This window comes from Soonwooa purpurea (genome assembly GCF_053891095.1).
The window spans coordinates 34,477-53,066 of record NZ_JBSSMA010000007.1; the positions used below are offsets into that span (position 1 = coordinate 34,477).

General features: G+C 34.3%; 19 protein-coding genes. 12 read left to right on the forward strand and 7 right to left on the reverse strand.

What is annotated here, in order from left to right:
* The first annotated feature begins 69 nt into the window (after nucleotides 1-69).
* The 4 genes from metK to ACVFVN_RS08085 all read left to right on the forward strand — a co-directional run bounded on the left by metK (nucleotide 70) and on the right by ACVFVN_RS08085 (nucleotide 3,688).
* Nucleotides 70-1,350 carry a methionine adenosyltransferase gene (metK, locus tag ACVFVN_RS08070; protein ID WP_456234869.1) on the forward strand — a complete coding sequence of 427 codons (1,281 nt, stop codon included), beginning with the start codon at nucleotides 70-72 and terminating at the stop codon, nucleotides 1,348-1,350.
* Between the two features lie 84 nt (nucleotides 1,351-1,434).
* Entirely contained in the window at nucleotides 1,435-1,932 is a 498-nt protein-coding gene (locus ACVFVN_RS08075) for a hypothetical protein (protein ID WP_456234870.1), read from the forward strand.
* Nucleotides 1,933-2,112: 180 nt separating this feature from the next.
* Nucleotides 2,113-2,703 (forward strand): RNA polymerase sigma factor, encoded by a 591-nt coding sequence (locus ACVFVN_RS08080; RefSeq protein ID WP_456234871.1) that lies wholly within the window; start codon nucleotides 2,113-2,115, stop codon nucleotides 2,701-2,703.
* Nucleotides 2,704-2,980: 277 nt separating this feature from the next.
* Nucleotides 2,981-3,688, forward strand: coding sequence for a YjjG family noncanonical pyrimidine nucleotidase (locus ACVFVN_RS08085; protein WP_456234872.1), 708 nt, complete (start codon nucleotides 2,981-2,983; stop codon nucleotides 3,686-3,688).
* 28 nt (nucleotides 3,689-3,716) lie between these two features.
* On the opposite strand, the gene ACVFVN_RS08090 is transcribed toward ACVFVN_RS08085, so the two are convergent.
* The 3 genes from ACVFVN_RS08090 to smpB all read right to left on the reverse strand — a co-directional run bounded on the left by ACVFVN_RS08090 (nucleotide 3,717) and on the right by smpB (nucleotide 6,584).
* Entirely contained in the window at nucleotides 3,717-4,457 is a 741-nt protein-coding gene (locus tag ACVFVN_RS08090; protein WP_165134378.1) for a YebC/PmpR family DNA-binding transcriptional regulator, read from the reverse strand.
* A 110-nt stretch (nucleotides 4,458-4,567) separates the two neighbouring features.
* On the reverse strand, nucleotides 4,568-6,058 hold the full coding sequence (locus ACVFVN_RS08095) for an OmpA family protein (protein ID WP_456234873.1): 1,491 nt from the start codon (nucleotides 6,056-6,058) through the stop codon (nucleotides 4,568-4,570).
* Nucleotides 6,059-6,125: 67 nt separating this feature from the next.
* Nucleotides 6,126-6,584 (reverse strand): SsrA-binding protein SmpB, encoded by a 459-nt coding sequence (smpB, locus tag ACVFVN_RS08100; RefSeq protein WP_165134384.1) that lies wholly within the window; start codon nucleotides 6,582-6,584, stop codon nucleotides 6,126-6,128.
* A 78-nt stretch (nucleotides 6,585-6,662) separates the two neighbouring features.
* Here smpB and ACVFVN_RS08105 point away from each other — a divergent pair, with 78 nt between their 5' ends.
* The gene (locus tag ACVFVN_RS08105; RefSeq protein WP_165134387.1) at nucleotides 6,663-8,285 is read left to right on the forward strand and encodes an ABC-F family ATP-binding cassette domain-containing protein; all 1,623 of its coding nucleotides are present in this window, start codon (nucleotides 6,663-6,665) and stop codon (nucleotides 8,283-8,285) included.
* Between the two features lie 54 nt (nucleotides 8,286-8,339).
* Here ACVFVN_RS08105 and ACVFVN_RS08110 read toward each other — a convergent pair whose 3' ends face one another.
* The 3 genes from ACVFVN_RS08110 to ACVFVN_RS08120 form a co-directional block, all read right to left on the reverse strand.
* Nucleotides 8,340-8,984 carry a response regulator gene (locus ACVFVN_RS08110; RefSeq protein ID WP_456234874.1) on the reverse strand — a complete coding sequence of 215 codons (645 nt, stop codon included), beginning with the start codon at nucleotides 8,982-8,984 and terminating at the stop codon, nucleotides 8,340-8,342.
* A gap of 12 nt (nucleotides 8,985-8,996) precedes the next feature.
* Nucleotides 8,997-9,773 (reverse strand): sensor histidine kinase, encoded by a 777-nt coding sequence (locus ACVFVN_RS08115; protein WP_456234875.1) that lies wholly within the window; start codon nucleotides 9,771-9,773, stop codon nucleotides 8,997-8,999.
* A 338-nt stretch (nucleotides 9,774-10,111) separates the two neighbouring features.
* Nucleotides 10,112-10,864 carry an RDD family protein gene (locus tag ACVFVN_RS08120; protein WP_456234876.1) on the reverse strand — a complete coding sequence of 251 codons (753 nt, stop codon included), beginning with the start codon at nucleotides 10,862-10,864 and terminating at the stop codon, nucleotides 10,112-10,114.
* A 23-nt stretch (nucleotides 10,865-10,887) separates the two neighbouring features.
* Here ACVFVN_RS08120 and ACVFVN_RS08125 point away from each other — a divergent pair, with 23 nt between their 5' ends.
* Genes ACVFVN_RS08125 through ACVFVN_RS08155 form a run of 7 tightly spaced genes read left to right on the forward strand, consistent with a single transcriptional unit; the run spans nucleotide 10,888 to nucleotide 17,539 of the window.
* Complete coding sequence (locus tag ACVFVN_RS08125) at nucleotides 10,888-11,880, forward strand: stage II sporulation protein M (RefSeq protein ID WP_456234877.1); 993 nt, start codon at nucleotides 10,888-10,890, stop codon at nucleotides 11,878-11,880.
* On the forward strand, nucleotides 11,849-12,817 hold the full coding sequence (locus tag ACVFVN_RS08130) for a DUF4013 domain-containing protein (RefSeq protein WP_456234878.1): 969 nt from the start codon (nucleotides 11,849-11,851) through the stop codon (nucleotides 12,815-12,817). The genes ACVFVN_RS08125 and ACVFVN_RS08130 overlap by 32 nt, the downstream gene beginning before the upstream one ends.
* Nucleotides 12,810-13,583, forward strand: a complete 774-nt coding sequence (locus ACVFVN_RS08135; protein ID WP_456234879.1) for a DUF4129 domain-containing protein — start codon at nucleotides 12,810-12,812, stop codon at nucleotides 13,581-13,583. Before ACVFVN_RS08130 ends, ACVFVN_RS08135 begins: the two co-directional genes overlap by 8 nt.
* Nucleotides 13,583-14,755 carry a hypothetical protein gene (locus ACVFVN_RS08140; RefSeq protein WP_456234880.1) on the forward strand — a complete coding sequence of 391 codons (1,173 nt, stop codon included), beginning with the start codon at nucleotides 13,583-13,585 and terminating at the stop codon, nucleotides 14,753-14,755. The genes ACVFVN_RS08135 and ACVFVN_RS08140 overlap by 1 nt, the downstream gene beginning before the upstream one ends.
* Before the next feature lie 19 nt (nucleotides 14,756-14,774).
* Nucleotides 14,775-15,767, forward strand: coding sequence for an AAA family ATPase (locus tag ACVFVN_RS08145; RefSeq protein ID WP_456234881.1), 993 nt, complete (start codon nucleotides 14,775-14,777; stop codon nucleotides 15,765-15,767).
* A 4-nt stretch (nucleotides 15,768-15,771) separates the two neighbouring features.
* A complete protein-coding gene (locus ACVFVN_RS08150) occupies nucleotides 15,772-17,094 on the forward strand; it encodes a DUF58 domain-containing protein (RefSeq protein ID WP_456234882.1) in 1,323 nt (440 codons plus the stop codon).
* Nucleotides 17,095-17,119: 25 nt separating this feature from the next.
* Nucleotides 17,120-17,539, forward strand: coding sequence for an OsmC family protein (locus tag ACVFVN_RS08155; protein ID WP_456234883.1), 420 nt, complete (start codon nucleotides 17,120-17,122; stop codon nucleotides 17,537-17,539).
* Nucleotides 17,540-17,626: 87 nt separating this feature from the next.
* Here ACVFVN_RS08155 and ACVFVN_RS08160 read toward each other — a convergent pair whose 3' ends face one another.
* Nucleotides 17,627-18,577, reverse strand: coding sequence for an isopenicillin N synthase family dioxygenase (locus tag ACVFVN_RS08160; RefSeq protein ID WP_456234884.1), 951 nt, complete (start codon nucleotides 18,575-18,577; stop codon nucleotides 17,627-17,629).
* Between the last annotated feature and the right edge of the window lie 13 nt (nucleotides 18,578-18,590).

An 18,590-nucleotide genomic window follows, 5' to 3' on the forward strand; every position in this document is an offset into this window, starting at 1 on the left:
AACAGAAATTTCTTTTTAGTTCCTTTATGTGTTGACCACAATTTTTTTCTAATTAAAAAAAGGAATATTATGCCATATTTATTTACATCCGAATCCGTTTCGGAAGGACATCCTGACAAAGTTGCAGATCAAATTTCTGACGCCCTAATAGACAATTTTTTAGCTAATGACAAAGACTCTAAAGTAGCTTGCGAAACACTAGTAACAACCGGTCAAGTCGTGTTAGCAGGTGAAGTTAAATCCAAAGCTTATCTTGATGTACAATCTATTGCTAGAGATGTTATCAACCGTATTGGTTATACGAAAAGCGAATACATGTTCAATGGAGACTCTTGTGGAGTTATCTCTGCAATCCACGAACAATCTTCTGATATTAACCAAGGTGTCGACCGCGTCATTTCAGCAGGCGATTTTGATTCTAAAGCCAATGCACAAGGCGCTGGCGACCAAGGAATGATGTTTGGTTACGCGACTAACGAGACCGAAAACTACATGCCTTTGGCTCTAGATCTAGCGCATCAAATCCTTAAAGAACTTGCAGTTCTGAGAAGAGATAATGATGCGATCAAATATCTAAGACCCGACGCAAAAAGCCAAGTCACTATTGAATATTCTGATGACCACAAACCTATTAGAATTGACAGTATTGTTGTATCGACACAACACGATGATTTTGGGTCAGAAGAAGCAATGCTTGCCAAAATCAAAAAAGACATCATCGAAATTTTGATTCCAAAGGTTCGAGAAACTCAAAAACCAGAAATTCAGGCTTTATTTAATGATAAAATCAAATACCACATCAACCCAACTGGGAAATTTGTAATTGGTGGACCACACGGTGATACAGGTCTTACTGGAAGAAAAATTATCGTGGACACTTATGGGGGAAAAGGTGCACATGGTGGTGGCGCTTTCTCTGGAAAAGACCCTTCAAAAGTTGACCGTAGCGCTGCTTACGCTACAAGACATATTGCGAAAAACCTTGTTGCAGCAGGCGTTGCTGATGAAGTTTTGGTACAAGTTTCTTATGCTATTGGTGTGGCGGAACCTTGTGGACTATACATCAATACGTATGGAACATCAAAAGTTAACCTTCATGATGGAGAAATCGCAAATCGTGTATCGAAATTGTTTGATTTGAGACCTTATGCGATTGAGCAAAATCTTAAACTGCGCAACCCAATCTATCAAGAAACAGCCGCCTATGGACACATGGGACGTGAGCATTATATTGGTTCAAAAACATTCAAAAAATCCGATGGCAGTACAAAAACTATTGACAACTTAGAATTTTTCACTTGGGAAAAACTAGACCGAGTAGATGATATTAAAAAAGAATTCGGTTTATAATCGAAACTTTAAAATCTTTAGCAGCTTTATTCGTTTGGATAAAGCTGTTTTTATTTAATTTTGACATTCATTAAACCTATTTAAATGAAATTAAAAACCATAATACTAACGCTTACAATTGTATGCATCGCTCAAATTTCGTCGAGCCTAAAAGCGCAATCAACCACACATACTTTGCTAAATATCGGCTATGTATATCAAAACCAAAGTTTTGCAGATGTTGGACTTAAGTTTTTATTTTTAAAGAATGATGATGTATTGTATCGCGTTGGTGCTACCGCCCTGATGGGATCTGCTAATAACGACTTCGCAATTATGCCAAAGCTACAAGCTGATATATTACTAAACTTTCAAAAAGACGTCGACCTATTCCATTCGCATTATTTCTTAATAGGTGCGGAAGCGACAAGCAAGTACATAGCTCCAAAGGTCGGTGTTAGTCTTTTGGGAATTATAGATCTTACTGCAGGATACGGATTCGGGTTTTCAGGACAAGATCTCAATGGCAAAAGATTAAAAGGTTTCAACTTAAATTTTGGCATCAACCTACCTTTCGTAATGATTAATGATTTTTTGAAATAATTCGAGTCTTCTAAAAATGTTAAAATTTAAATTTTAAGACTTCATTAACTTTTTTTTAGTATATTTACCAACATCAAATTACTAATCTATCGACAAAAATTTTATCTCTTTTTTAGACAAACATCGTTGAAATTACGAAATGCACAAGCATTTTGCAGAATCCATGTGAGAGATAAAGTTATGAAAACACAAACCGATAGTCAACTAATCAGCTATTACCAAAACGGTTGCGAAGCGTCTTTATCAAGACTTATACAACGCCATCAAAAAGAATTATTTAGCTTTATATTTTATAAAGTTCTGGATGAAGAGCTAGCTAATGACCTTTTCCAAGAGACTTTTATGAAAATAATTGTTACCCTTAAAGAAGGGCGTTATAAGGAAGAAAACAAGTTCATCCTTTGGGCGAAACGAATTGCCCACAATCTAATAATCGATCATTATCGCTTAAAGGCAAAACACATTAAGGTTTCCGAATCTTCCTATCAAGATGAAGAATTCAGCATTTTTGATATCATTAAAGAACCCGAAGACAATATCGAAGACTTTTTGATTAATCAACAAATAAACACTGATTTATTCAGAATACTTGGCATGCTTCCAGAGAATCAGCAAGAAGTTATCAAACTAAGATTTTTTGATGGCTTAAGTTTTAAAGAAATTGCTGAACACACAAACTCTAGTATTAATACGACTTTGGGACGTGTTCGATATGCGCTAATTAATCTTCGTAAAATAATGGAAGACAATAACATAATTTTAACAAAATAATAAATAATAAATAGAGACTGAATTGCGTTCTGTAGGTATAAGATAAATCGCCTATGAAAAAAAACGACACTTTAGCACTTAAAACATTGAAGCCTAAAAAGGAAACTATCACATTTTTACTAAATTTTTCCAAGACTTTGGAAATAGTAAGATTAAAAGATAAAAGTCCAATTAGAATTATCAAGAATTAAGATAAAACCTTTTCAAATACTATTAAAGTTTTAGATTAATGATTACAGTCATTTTGTATGGTTAAAATTGATTATTTTTGTGCCTTATGAACAATATAAGGCACATTTTTTTTGATTTAGATAATACATTGTGGGACCATCGTAAAAACGCCTACCTTACTATAAAAGATTTATTCATCAAAACGAATATTTCTGAAGAATACAACATCGACTTCGAAATTTTCCACAAGACTTATAACCGAATTAACGAAAATCTTTGGGAATTAATTCGTGACGAAAAAATTGATAAAGAATATTTGCGCAAACACAGATTTTATGATACTTTTTTAGAATTTGGAATTGACAATTATAATCTTTCACAATATTTTGAAGCCCATTTTCTTGACCAAATATTGTCTTACAACCATTTAATGGATGGCACTCAAGAATGTCTTGATTATTTAAAATCCAAAGAATATAAACTTCACATCATATCCAACGGCTTTCAAGAGGTTACAGAACGAAAATGCATATTGTCTGGAATTTCAAACTATTTTGAAAGCATAACCAGCGCAGATTCTATCGGTAAAAGAAAACCAAACACCGAAATTTTTGCTTATGCTTTAGATAAAGAGAATGCAAATATTGGAAATAGTTTAATGATTGGTGACGACTGGATTGCCGATATAATAGGTGCGACAAATTACGGAATGAAAGCAATCTATTTCAATGTTCTTGATGAAGACATTCCCTATTCTGAAAATCTAGACTTTAAGACGATTTCTAAGCTGAAAGAACTTCAAAATATCTTATAAAAAAAGCCGCAAATGCGGCTTTTTAATTTTATAAAGATTCTAAGTGTTCATCAGTAATTTCCATATTATGGAAAACATTTTGCACATCATCATCATCTTCAAAACGTTCTAGCATTTTCATATTGGTAGCAAATTGCTCAGCTGTAACTTCCTTAGTATTATTCGGGATACGCTGTAATTCGGCACTTTTAACCTCAATGTTGATTTCATCTAATTTGTGAGACAACATTCCAAAATCTTCAAAAGCTGTGGTAACAATAACCTCCGTTTCATCTTGGTCAATATCTTCTGCCCCACCATCAATCAATTCCATTTCAAAATCATCCCAAGGCATAGAAATATTAACCTTATCAATAGTGAAGATTCCTTTTCTATCAAATAAAAAAGACAACTCTCCATTTTTTCCTAAGTTTCCATCGAACTTATTAAAAATAGCACGAACATTTGCAACCGTTCTTGTAGAATTATTGGTTGTACATTCCACAAAAAATGCTACACCACCTTGCCCATAGCCTTCATAAGTAATCTCTTCATAGTTTTCTGCCTCTGCCCCCGAAGCTTTCTTAATCGCTCTTTCGACATTATCTTTCGGCATATTAGCACCTTTAGCATTCTGAATGCAACGACGTAAGGCTGGATTAGATTCTGGATCTGGACCTCCAGCTTTTACAGCTAAAGCTATATCTTTCCCTATTTTCGAAAAGGTTTTGGCCATCTTATCCCAGCGTGCCATTTTCGAAGCTTTTCTATATTCAAATGCTCTTCCCATTTTAATCTGTAATTTATTCTACAAAAATACTTTCAATTGGTGAATTATAAAAATTTTTAAACAAAAAAACACCCTCAATTGAGGGTGTTATATTTAGAAAAATAAGTTAATTATTTTTTCTTTTTAGCTGGAGCTTTTTTCTTAGCTGGCGCTTTTTTAACTACCTTCTTAGTAACTACTGGAAGGTCAGATTTTTGCATTGACTGCCAAGCATCTTTATTAACAGCTGTAACAACTACAACTCTGTCAACTTGTCTATCTGCATCTGAAGCTTTTTCATCAACAGTAGCTTTTTGCTCACCAACACCAATTGATTTCAATTGATTATCGCTAACACCTCTAGCCTCTAAAGCTCTTACTACTGAAGCAGCTCTTTCTCTAGAAAGTTTTAAGTTGTAAGCCTCAGAACCTTTCTTATCTGTACGACCTTCTACTAAGAATAATCCGTCTTTAGCATCTTTAATGATCGTAGCAGCTTGGTCTAATTTAGCGTTAGATTCAGCTTTGATAGTTGATTTGTTGAAATCAAATAAGATTCCTTTAAGAGCACCTGTAGCTTCTAAAGCATAAGCTTCAGCTGGTTTTGGACAACCGTTGTATTCTTTAAGACCGAATACTGTAGGACAAGCATCGTCTTTGTCTAATACACCGTCACCATCCGTATCTGGCCAAGGACAACCGTTGTTTTCAGCTGGACCAGGAACAGTAGGACATTGATCATCTTTATCTAATACACCATCTCCGTCAGTATCTGGCCAAGGACAACCGTTGTTCTCTTTTGGACCAGCAACATCTGGACATTGGTCATCAATATCAGGAATACCGTCTCCATCTGTATCAGGACAACCTTGGAATTCTGCTAAACCTGGAGTATCTGGACATCTGTCTTCTTTATCAGGGATACCATCTTTATCTCTATCTGTGTTACCAAATCTAAATAAGATTGAAGCAGAAGCTTGCCAGAAGTTAGCGATGCTAGATTTATCAACTGGAGTTGATACATAATCACCTTGAACACCCAAACCGAAGTTTTTAGTAACCCAAAGATTAAGACCAGCACCTGTAGCAACTGTGAAGTGATTAGCTTTGCCAGCTCCTCCATCACCATCAAAAGCAGTATAAGTACCTCCTCCTCTTTGTTTTGTATCAGTAATTGGGAAACTAACACCCGTATAATCATGTCTTAGGTAGTTAGCACCAACTCTTAAGTAAGGATCAAACCAAGACTCTTCATTCCAAAGACCATTGAATTTGAATTGTAAACCAAGACCTGTTTGTAAGAAGAATTCTTTATCAAGACCAAATCTCTTGTTATCAACATTACCTACAGTTGTTTGCCAGTCTAATACCAAATACTTGTTTAAGTTTCTAGCAACTGTTAATTTAGATAATGGTGGAGTAATTGAGTATTTTGAAACTCCGAATAAATTTTGTTTAAAATTCCACGCAGAGAACGTACCACTAAACTGGCTTCTTTGCGCTACGTGGTTTACGCCATGCATACCTACACCGATAACCCATGGGTTACTTGTAGTCTGCGCGAAAACAGTAGAGGCAATAGTAAGTGCCAATGCTGAAATTCCTAATTTTAGATTTTTCATAGAATTAAATGATTAAATAATTGATAATGCAAAATAAATATAATTTTTCGTTATAAACAAAGTTTTTTTAACTTTTCTTTAATAGTCTTTGAAGGTTAACTTTATTCTCTCGGTCTTTAATTGCCTCTCTTTTATCATAAAGTTTTTTTCCTCTAGCCGATGCAATCAGGAGTTTTGCTTTTCCTCTATCGTTAATATATAACTTTAAAGGTATTATCGTATTACCAACATCCTTTAACTTTTTTTTAAGTTTTTGCAATTCGTATTTATGCAGTAACAACTTCCGTGCCCTTTTAACTTGATGATTATAAAAAGTCCCGAGTTTATATTCATCTATCTGCATATTAATAATATAAAGTTCATCACCCTGGAATTCACAAAAACTTTCTGTGATGGAAGCTTTTGAAGAGCGTAAGGATTTAATTTCTGTACCAGTCAAGACAATACCAGCCTCATACTCATCAAGAATCTCGTACTCAAAACGAGCGCGCTTGTTAAAAATATTAACTGTTTTTTCTATTTTCATAGGCTTTTATATAGAGTAATGGAGACAATTTATTATCCCAACTAAATTTCGTATTTTTGCACAAATTTACAAAACTCTATGTTAACAGTATCTAATTTATCACTTCAGTTCGGAAAAAGAGTGCTTTTCGATGAAGTCAACATAAAATTCACTAAAGGAAATTGCTACGGAATTATTGGTGCAAATGGCGCAGGAAAATCTACTTTTTTGAAAATACTTAGTGGAAAACAAGACGCAACAACAGGGAATGTATCGCTAGAAACAGGAAAAAGAATGTCCGTTCTTGAGCAGGATCACTTTGCTTATGATAATTTCACCGTTTTGGAAACAGTTCTTCGTGGAAACAAAAAACTTTTCGAAATCAAAGAAGAGATGGATGCGCTTTATGCAAAACCAGATTTCTCTGATGAAGACGGCATCAAAGCTGGAGAGCTAGGGGTTATATATGATGAAATGGGTGGTTGGAATGCCGAGTCTGATGCGCAAACTATGTTGTCAAACGTGGGCATCAAAGATGAAATACACTACCAAATGATGTCCGAATTAGAAAACAAAGACAAGGTAAGAGTTTTGCTTGCGCAGGCTTTGTTTGGAAATCCAGATGTTTTGATTCTCGATGAGCCTACCAACGATTTGGACATAGACACTATTGCTTGGTTAGAAGACTTCTTAGCAGGTTATGAAAATACAGTTATTGTAGTATCGCATGACCGCCACTTCCTAGATGCTGTTTGTACACACATCGGTGACTTAGATTATTCTAAACTTAACCTATATACAGGTAACTACAGCTTTTGGTATCAAGCTTCACAATTAGCAACAAGACAAAGAGCACAAGCTAACAAAAAAGCAGAGGAAAAGAAAAAAGAGCTCCAAGACTTTATCGCAAGATTTAGTTCTAACGTCGCAAAAGCGAAACAAGCGACTGCACGTAAGAAGATGATTGACAAATTAAACATTGAAGACATCAAACCTTCTTCTCGTCGTTATCCAGCAATTATTTTTGACCAAGAAAGAGAAGTTGGAGATCAAATTCTTGAAGTTAAAAATCTTGAAAAAACAAAAGACGGCGAACTATTATTCTCAAATATTGACATCAACCTTAAAAAGAATGACAAGGTAGCTATCATTTCGAAAAGCTCATTAGCAATTACTGAGTTTTTCCAAATTATCACAGGAAATACAGAAGCCGATAAAGGATCTTTCCAATGGGGTGTGACGACAAAACAAAGTTATATGCCTCTTGACAATGCCACTTTCTTCCAAGATGATATTAATCTAGTAGACTGGCTGCGTCAATTCGTTTTAACAGACGAAGAAAGACACGAAGAGTATGTAAGAGGCTTCTTAGGCAGAATGCTTTTCTCAGGCGATGAAGCTTTGAAATCTTGTACAGTCCTTTCTGGAGGAGAAAAAATGCGTTGCATGTTCTCTAGAATGATGTTGCAAAAAGCCAATGTTTTAGTATTAGACGAACCAACCAACCACTTAGACTTGGAAAGCATTACAACTCTGAATAACTCTTTATCGAACTTCAAAGGGAATATTTTATTATCTTCTCATGACCACGAAATGTTACAAACAGTCTGTAACCGTATCATCGAATTAACACCAAAAGGTGTCATTGATAGAGATATGTCATACGATGAGTATCTTGAAGATAAAAAAATCAAAGAATTAAGAGATCAAATGTATTCTTAAAAAAACAAAGACCACTGATTTTCGGTGGTCTTTGCTTTTATGAACAATTAAAATTTAGTTTACTTCTATCAATTTATGCTTAATCGCATATATAACCAGTCCTATTCTTGTTTTAACATCTAGCTTTTGAAAGATATTTTCTCTATACCCATCAATAGTTTTGGGACTTAGGCACATTTCATCAGCAATTTCTTTGTAGGTTTTTTCTGTACAAGCTAATTTAATAAATTCGAGTTCTTTGTCTTTTAGAACAATCGTTTCGTTGCTTTTATTAAGAGAATGAATCAAAAAATTGGAGACCATTTCAGAGTAATAGAAGCCTTTTTCATAGACCTCATCTAGTGCTTGTTTAAAAAGATTCGGACTTGTATCTTTTAATATGTAGCCTTTGGCACCATTGGTCAACATTTTCAAAACTGTTTCTTCCTCATTATTAACGGACAATGCCAAAACTTTAACATCAGAATAGTTAACATTAAGATACTTCATCGTTTCCACACCGTTCATTATCGGCATATTGACATCCAGCAATACCAAATCTGGTTTTTCCATATCATTATCCAAAGCATTGATAAAATCTTTCCCATTTACAAAATGTCCAACTACGGCATAATTTCCAAAAGTCCCTATTAAATAACTTAAGGATTGTGCAAACAATTGGTGATCATCAACAATTACTATCTTCAGCTTTTCTTTCATAAAATAATCTACTTATAAATATGGATAATCGATTGTCATCAAAGTTCCTTCTCCTAATTTCGAATCAATCGCATATTTAGCATTAATAAGCTTTGCTCTGGTTTTGATGGTTTTAAGACCAGCTCCAGACATTTCTTTACCTTTTACAACAAAACCTTTACCGTAATCTCGCACGCTTATAAAGCAGTTTTGAAGGTTATTTTTAATTTCAAGTTCAATTTTTACACTTTGTGAATGTTTTAAAATATTGTTAATAATCTCTTGAAGCATTCTGTATATAATAACCTGATGCGCTATGGAAATATTGTTCGGGGCACTTCCAATTAGCTTAAAATCGCATTTTATGTTTTTTAGAAATTCTATTCTTTGCAAGTCCTTTTCTAATAAATCTGTGAAAACTACTTCGTTTTGCACTTCAGAAAGACTGGCTTTGGAAATATAGCGTATTTCTTCCAAAGACTTTTCTATTAATTTTTTTACGGCAAGACTATTTTCTTTTTCGGTTTCGTTGTCTTGACAACTAATTTGCATATTAAGTTGCATAAGCGCAGCGGAAAGAATTTGCCCGACATTGTCATACAATTCTCTGGTAAAGGCCAAAGTTCTTTCTTCTTTTATCTCCAGCAAAGAATTTTGTAAAGCGGATTGAAATTTAATTTTTCTTTCCAATTGTTTAATACGCAATTTGGCTTTTCTTCTTTTAAAAAAAACCAATACCATGATAAGCAAAATCAAAAAAAACAAAATGCCAGTAAGCCAATTATCCAGCTGCAAATTAATCCAAAGCATGTCTAAAATTTAAGAAATTGATTTTACACAATCTACAACAACTATTTTAAGCCTTATTTTAAGAAATATGAATGTTTCCCATAAAACAATCCAACAAAAGTAATTCCTCGTCCAAACATACAAAAGGGGAAATTTCCCCTTAATTTTTAAGGCATTTTCCTGATTGACTTTATAATAAATATATTCTACATTTGTTCCAACAAAAACACTAATTATATAAAACCAATAACCATTAAGACCAAAAAAGAGACTACCAAAAATGATAGTCTCTTTCTTATGGAAGAATTCTTCATCATTCACTTTTTCGAAAAACTCTGAAAATTAATTAGACATAAATTTTAAGATATTTTCCCAGTGTAGAAATTATAATCTTTAATTACAATATTAATGAATTGCAAATCGGTATAGGTAAGATTATCCGCATCCAGCTTGATAGTTTGTTTTATTTTATCTGCTAATTTTTTAACAAGCATTGTATCTTTAGCTTTTATAGCACGTTGATAATTTTCTTTAATAATTCGGATATCATTGTCATTCAATAAAATAACTTGAGGAAATACCGGAATATAATCCTCCTTTAACTCCTCCAAAATGGTATGCGACATATTAACATCACTTTTTAAAGAAATAACCGCGCATCCTGCAACTACATCGCCCAAACGTTGATTGTATTTTGAAGTCACCATACTTATCAAACCAACCACGCCAAAATTAGAATAAACATCAATAAGTCGCATAAACCAACGCATGAGATAATCTCCAAAGCTTGCTTCGTAACCATCTATTTTGACCACACGAATTTTCATTAATTTCTTACCAGGTGTTTGGCCTTCGAAAAAACTTTCCAGAACAAAAGTATAAACAATCGCTGGCAAATACATAATTGCCATAAAAGCACCATAGGACAAATTATCCCACCCGCTCATAAAACTACCAATACGCAAAACATCAAAAAGAATCCAAGCTGCTGCAAAAGCATACGCTAGCTTTATAAACACATCAATTACAAAAGCAAAAAACCGTTCTCCAACGCTTGCAATTTTGAAATCGATGTTGACATTTTGAGATGTATTGATACCTATTTGATTCATTTTTTTGTTACATTAGCAAAATCATGAGAGAAATCGCTTTCATTAAGCAAAATAAAGAAAAATGGTTGGAAATCGACCAAGTCATTCAGGGAAAAGTCAAAAAAAATCCTGATGATTTGTCATCTTTATATATTAGCATTGTTAACGACCTCTCTTTTGCACAAACTTATTACCCTAAAAGTAAGACGACGGTTTATCTTAATTTTTTGTCCTCTCAAATATTTCAAAAAATCTATAAAACCAAACGTGTCGAAGACAATAAAATTAAATCCTTTTTTTTAACAGAAGTTCCTCTTATTGCCTATCAATACAGAAGATATTTGTTATATTCGATTTGTTTTTTCTTAATATTCACGGGCATTGGCGTATTGTCGTCAATTTATGATAAAGAATTTGCTCGACTTATTTTGGGCGATGATTACATTAACCAAACTTTAGAAAACATCAAAAAAGGCGATCCCACCGCGATCTATGGACAAGGCTCAACTTGGGGAACCTCGCTTGTTATTATTCTGAACAACATCTATGTCGGTGCCAGATTGTATGTTTACGGAATATTCGGTGGTGTCGGAACTATTTATGCTTTATTTCAAAATAGTATTATGCTAGGCGCTTTTCAGTATTTTTTTAAAGACCAAAGTGTTTTATTAGAAAGTGCAAAAGGTATATGGCTCCACGGTACTTTTGAGATTATAGCTATGATTATCGAAGCTGTTGCAGGACTTATTTTAGGCGCTTCTATTCTGTTTCCAAAAACCTATTCGAGATTTGAGTCTTTCAAGTTTGGTTTTAAAACGAGTATGAAACTTTTCCTAAGCACACTACCTTTTACAATTGTCGCAGGAATCATCGAAGGTTATGTTACAAGGCACGCACAGGTAATGCCCACCTGGATCAACTTATTAATCATAATTATTAGTCTATCTACAATAGGATTCTATTACGGAATTTATCCAAGAATAATTTATAAAAAACACATAAACGATGCAAATTTTCCAGGAGCGAAACTTTGGTAATTTGGTAAGCGATACTTTTAATTTTTTCCGAATTTATGGTAAAGATTATTTTAAAAGCTACTTCATTATCAACGGAGCTTTATTGCTCATCATGACCTTGTTGTCGATCTTTTTTTATCGTGAATTTTTTATGCAGATTTTCGTTGCTAATGCTGGTGGCGAAAGCTATCTGTTCGAAAGTTATTTTAGCAACAACTGGCCAATTTTGGTTTTGGTGGGCAGCATCGCTTTTATTTTATTATTCATAATCGCTGTCGTTGTTTATACTTTTCCAATTTTCTATATGAAACGACTTGGTGAAAATCAAACCAAAATATCAACAGACAATCTCCTGACGGATATGCGAAAAAATGTGGGGAAGTTTTTCATGTTCTGTTTGCTTACGGTAATTATTGTAATGCCTGTGATGATGATTTTTATAGCGATATCATCTTTTTTGATGATGATTCTCATTGGATTCTTCTTATTCATTTTAATGATGCCTGCTTTTTATAATGTTTTATATTTGACGTTATACGATTATATGAGCACCGACAAAGGCTACTTCGCAGCTTTGAGCTATTCGGCAAGAAGCGTTTTTGGAAATATGTTCGATAGTTCACGGACTAGGTTTTGGAAATATTGGGGATCAACTTTAGTTCTTGGGATTATCATTTATATCATCAGTATGGCCTTTTCGATGATTCCGTATTTTATGATAATCGGCAATATGAGTCTTAATCCAAACTATGACCAAATCAACGATCCGAGTACTATTTTTTCGGGCGTTATGGGTATTGTATTTTTTGTCTCTTATGGCATTTCGGTTTTAATAAGCTCCATTGTCTACAATCTTATGGCTGTTAACGCAGGATTTATGTATTATGATAGCCGAAAAGACCTTCATCGCGAATTGGATATTAACGAAATTGATACAATTGGACAAGTTGATGCGTAATCTGTTTTCTATATTTATATTTTTAGTTGTCACACCGATTTTCGCTCAAGAACAATCGCCTGTTGTTGCGGAAAAATTGGTGATGGAATCCAACGAAAAATTAGTAGAAACCGATTCTATCCTTAAAACAAATTATCAAACCGAAAACCAAATTACACCGCGAAAATTTAGCCCAAACTACCAGAAAAAATACCGTGATGAAGATTTTGATTATCGTTTGACAAAACCGCGTGAATCGATTTTTGCAAAATTCGAAAGATGGCTTTCCAAAATCCTTCAAACGCTTTTTGGAGAATTTGACACCAATAAAACAGGTAAATACACCAGCCTTGTTATCCGAATTTTTGTGATTTTACTCGTTGGATTTTTACTGTATTTTATCATCACCAAATTCTTTTTGAAAGAAGGCAATTTCTTCTTCAGCAAAAAGAATGAAAAACTGAAAATCGCCACCGAAGATCTTCATGAAAACATCCATGAAATTAATTTTGAAAAAAGCATTTCCGAGTTTGAGTTGCAACAGAATTACCGATCGGCGATACGCTATCAATTTTTGTATTTGTTGAAAAAACTTTCTGATCAAAAACGTATCGATTGGAACATCGAAAAAACCAACCGAGATTACAGCCGCGAGTTGAAAAATCAAGACCAAAAAACACAGTTCGATCGATTGACTTATATTTTTGAAAATGTTTGGTACGGCGAAATCAATCTGGATCACAATCGATATAACAGTTTCAAAACCCATTTTAATAACTTTAAATAATGAGCAAAAATTTCAAAATATATCTTGGTGTTTTTCTCGTTATTTTGGTGATAATGGGAGTTTTCCAAATCAATAAAAAACCTTTGTTGGATTGGCGAAAAAACTTCGATCCTAATTCCAAAACGCCTTTCGGACTATTTGTTTTCAATGCAGAAGCGGATCAACTTTTTGGCAATCAATTAAAACGTATTGACCAATCGCCTTACGATTATTATACTTCGAAAAAAGAAAATGGAAATCACAATATTTTAGTCATCGAAAAAAGCTTGGACCAAGAATCTTGGAACCAAATTTTTGACCAAGTAAAAGCTGGATCCAACGCAATTTTTATTGGACGAAGCTTACCAAATAACATCGAAGACAGTCTCAAAATTAGACTTTGGAATATTAATTCTGATGATACTTACACCTTAGAATTTACGGATAAAATTCTAGCCAAAGACACCTTGTACATCAACAGACTTCCTGACAGAAAAGGTTTTACAAGGATTGATCCCAAACACGAAATTCTCGGCTATAACAAGACCACAGATTTTCAGAACAATTATTACAAAAATGCCAACTTTATAAAAATCAATTTTGGAAAAGGTCATTTCTACTTTTATTCGGAACCCATAGCCATTTCCAATTATTATTTGCTAAAAAGCAGATCCAATTATCCCGCTAAGTTATTTTCGTTCTTACCTCAACAAAAAACAATTTGGTTTACCGAAAGCCAATCGGTGGGCAATTCGCAATCTAACATGCGTTTTATACTGGCGAATCCGGCCTTGCGTTATGCACTTTATCTCGCAATAATTGGTCTTGCTTTATTTATGTTTTTCAATGCAAAACGCAAGCAACGCATCGTTCCAATTATTGAACCTCTGAAAAACACCTCTTTGGATTTCGTAAAAAGCATCGGAAACCTATATCTCCAAGAAGGCGATTTCCATGATATGATGGCGAAAAAAGCACAATATTTTTTAAATAAAGTTAGACTGGACTTACTCATCGATACGCACAAATTGGATGAGGATTTCATCAAAAAATTACAATTAAAAACAGGTGTTCCTGTAGAACATATTCAAGAAGCGGTATCTTTAATCAAGAAAGCACAAGATCCTTATTCTAGCGTTATGAAAGAAGATTTTATAAAAATGAATAGCCTACTCAACAACATCATCAAATAGATTTTGAAAATTAAAAATTATGGAAAACCAAGAGCAACAAAGCAACGACTTCCAATCCAGAATCGACATGTCAGAGCTTAGCAATAGTTTGCACAATATAAAACGAGAAATTTCTAAAGTTATCGTGGGGCAAGACAAAATGATTGAACATCTTTTGGCGGCACTATTGTCCAACGGTCATGTTTTGATAGAAGGTGTGCCAGGCGTTGCCAAGACAATTACGTCGAAACTTCTCGCCAAAACCATCGATGTCGATTTCAGCAGAATACAATTTACGCCCGATTTGATGCCTTCCGACATTTTGGGGACTTCAGTTTTCAATGTCAAAGACTCGGATTTTAATTTTAAAAAAGGACCCATCTTCTCAAATTTTGTTTTGATTGATGAGATCAACCGTTCACCAGCTAAGACACAATCGGCACTTTTCGAAGTTATGGAAGAACGCCAGATAACAATGGACGGCGTAACCTATCCTATGGAAGAGCCTTTTCTGGTAATCGCCACTCAAAACCCAATAGAACATGAAGGCACTTATCGTCTTCCAGAAGCGCAACTCGATCGTTTTTTATTCAAAATTGAAGTTGGCTATCCAGAACTTGCTCAAGAGCTCGAAATTATTAAAAACCAACATTATAGTAAAGTTGATGACAAAACCGAAGTTGTAAATCCTGTGGTTTCTGGCGCACAACTGAAAAGTTACCAAACTTTAGTAAAATCCGTCGTGGTTGAAGAAAATCTTCTAGAATATATTGCTAAAATTATTGTTAACACAAGAGAAAACCAATTCTTATATCTTGGCGCTTCACCAAGAGCGAGTTTGGCGTTATTAATGGCGGGTAAAGCTTTTGCTGCCATCCGAGGACGCGATTTTGTTACGCCTGACGATATTAAAGAAGCCGCTTTTGCAGTTTTGCGTCACCGAGTTATTGTTGCGCCAGAACGCGAAATGGAAGGCCTTACTGCTGACGAAATTATCAAACAAATTCTCGATACGATAGAAATCCCTCGATAGATCCATGAAAAATCTACATCTTAACAACCGATTTTTTTTCGCGCTAATCCTAGCGGGCGTTGTCTATGTGTTAGCTTTTTTCTTCCCGATTTTGATGTGGTTAGCGCATCTTATTTTAATTGCAATTTTAGTTTTAATTTTTTCGGATTATCTCATTTTATTCAAAGTTAAAGATGGAATAAAAGCCAACAGAATCCTTCCCGAAAAATTATCGAATGGCGATCAAAATCCTGTAAAACTCAATATTAAAAGCAATTTCCCATTCAAAACGAATATTAAAATTATTGACGAAATTCCATTTCAGTTTCAAAAAAGAGATTTTTTTATTTCTAAAAAACTTCAGGCTAAAGGCGATTTGTCATTACAATACAAGCTTGAGCCGAAAGAACGCGGTGAATATAATTTCGGAAACCTCAATGTTTTTGTGAGTTCAGTTATAGGATTTGTGTCAAAGCGTTTTCAATTTCAAAACGGAGCAACTTTGCCAAGTTATCCATCTTTTATACATCTAAGAAAGTATGAATTGATGGCACTTCAAAACGAATTTCTTCTAGGTGGAATTAAAAAAATTCGAAAATTGGGACATACGATGGAGTTTGAACAAATCCGAGAATATGTACAAGGCGACGACATCCGAAGCATCAATTGGAAAGCCACATCCAAGACCAATCGTCTTATGATTAATCAATATCAAGATGAAAAATCGCAACGCATTGTCATGCTTATCGACAAAGGTCGCACGATGAAAATGCCGTTCAATGGATTGAGTCTTTTAGATTACTCGATTAATGCAACGATGGCGCTTTCTCATATTATTCTTAAAAAGGGGGATCGCGCAGGAATGATGTCATTTTCTAAAAAAATGGAAAATCGTGTGGCGCCAGATAACAAATCGGGACAACTTCGTAAGATATCAGAAGCTCTATACAACATTCAAACTAATTTTTTCGAGAGCGATTTTAATCGATTATATCAAGACGTAAAATTTAGTCTTAATCAACGAAGTCTAATTTTGTTATTTACAAATTTCGAGACTTTAGACGCGCTAAATCGTCAAATAAAATATCTACGAGGAATCGCCAAACAGCATTTGTTGGTCGTGGTTTTCTTTAAAAACTCAGAAATTCATAGCTTGTTAAAAACGAATCCTGAAAGCATACAAGAAATTTATGATGAAATCATCGCTGAAAAATTCGAGTATGAAAAAAAATTGATTATCCAAGAACTTAAAAAGTATGGAATTTTTTCGGTTTATACACTTCCTGAAAATCTCAACATTGATGTTATCAATAAATATTTGGAAATAAAAGCACGAGGAATTTTGTAATTTTACTTGGTAAAATAAATTTAAAATGAAAATACAACTTAATAGAATTAACGACGATTATTTATTCGAATGCACGAATCAAAATGGACATTCAATTTTGCTTGACAACACTTCAAAAGAAGGCGCAACAGGCGTTTCTCCAATGGAGACCATCTTGATGGCGGTTGCTGGTTGTAGTGGAATCGATGTGGTTTCTATTCTAAAAAAACAACGTCAAACGATAACCGATTTCAAAGCGGAAGTGGAAGGCGATCGTATACAGGTTGAAGATGCTAAACCTTTTAAACACATCAAAGTGATCTTCAAGCTCGAAGGCGATATAGATCCTAAAAAAGCACAAAAAGCCGCCGAATTGTCTTTTGAAAAATATTGTTCTGTTTCTAAAACTTTGGAACCAAATGTTGAAGTGACTTACGAAGTTTTTGTTAATGGTGAAAAAGCTTAATCCAAAGCTTAACTAAATAATTAAACAAAATAAAAGTCAGCAAAATTTGCTGACTTTCTTTTAATCAAATGAGAATTTGTACAAATTTTATTTTTTTATCAAGCCCAATTCTATCAATCTTTCTGTTAAAAATTCTCCTGCTGTAATGTCTTCGTAAGCTTTTGGATGATCTTCATCAATTGTGTTCTCTAATACATTAAGAGGCATTTCGCTAATGGGATGCATAAAAAATGGAATAGAAAAACGTGATGTTCCCCACAATTCTCTCGGTGGATTTACCACTTGATGAATCGTCGATTTCAGTTTGTTGTTAGAATGTCTGGACAACATATCGCCTACGTTAATTACCAATTCGTCATCTTCTGCAATCGCGTCAATCCATTCACCATTATGGTTTTGGACTTGCAGCCCTTTGCCTTGTGCCCCCATCAACAATGTAATCAAATTAATATCGCCGTGTGCCGCTGCTCTTACAGCATCTTTTGGCTCTTCGGTAATTGGCGGATAATGGATTGGTCGAAGAATAGAGTTTCCGTTTTTCGCGTACTTGTCAAAATAGAACTCATCCAAACCAAGATAAATCGCTAATGCGCGAAGCACATATACGCCTGTTTTTTCCAACATTTGGTAAGCTTCTTTACCAACGTCGTTGAACTTTGGAAGTTCTTCAACAATAACATTTTCTGGGTATTCAGATTTTAATTTCGGATCATCTTCAACATATTGCCCGAAGTGCCAAAACTCTTTTAGGTCGCCCGTTGTACGTCCTTTTGCAGATTCTTTACCAAACGAAACATAACCACGTTGTCCACCGATACCGGGAATTTCGTACTTTGATTTTGTTTCTAAAGGAAGATTGAAAAAGCTACGAACTTCGCCGTAAAGATCTTCAACCAATTGGTCAGCAAGAAAGTGACCTTTGAGTGCTACAAAGCCGATGTCTTCGTAGGCTTTTCCGATTTCATTTACAAATTTTTGTTTACGTACCGGATCATCCGATAGGAAATCACGCAAGTCAACACTAGGAATGTTTTGCATTTTTGTAATTTTT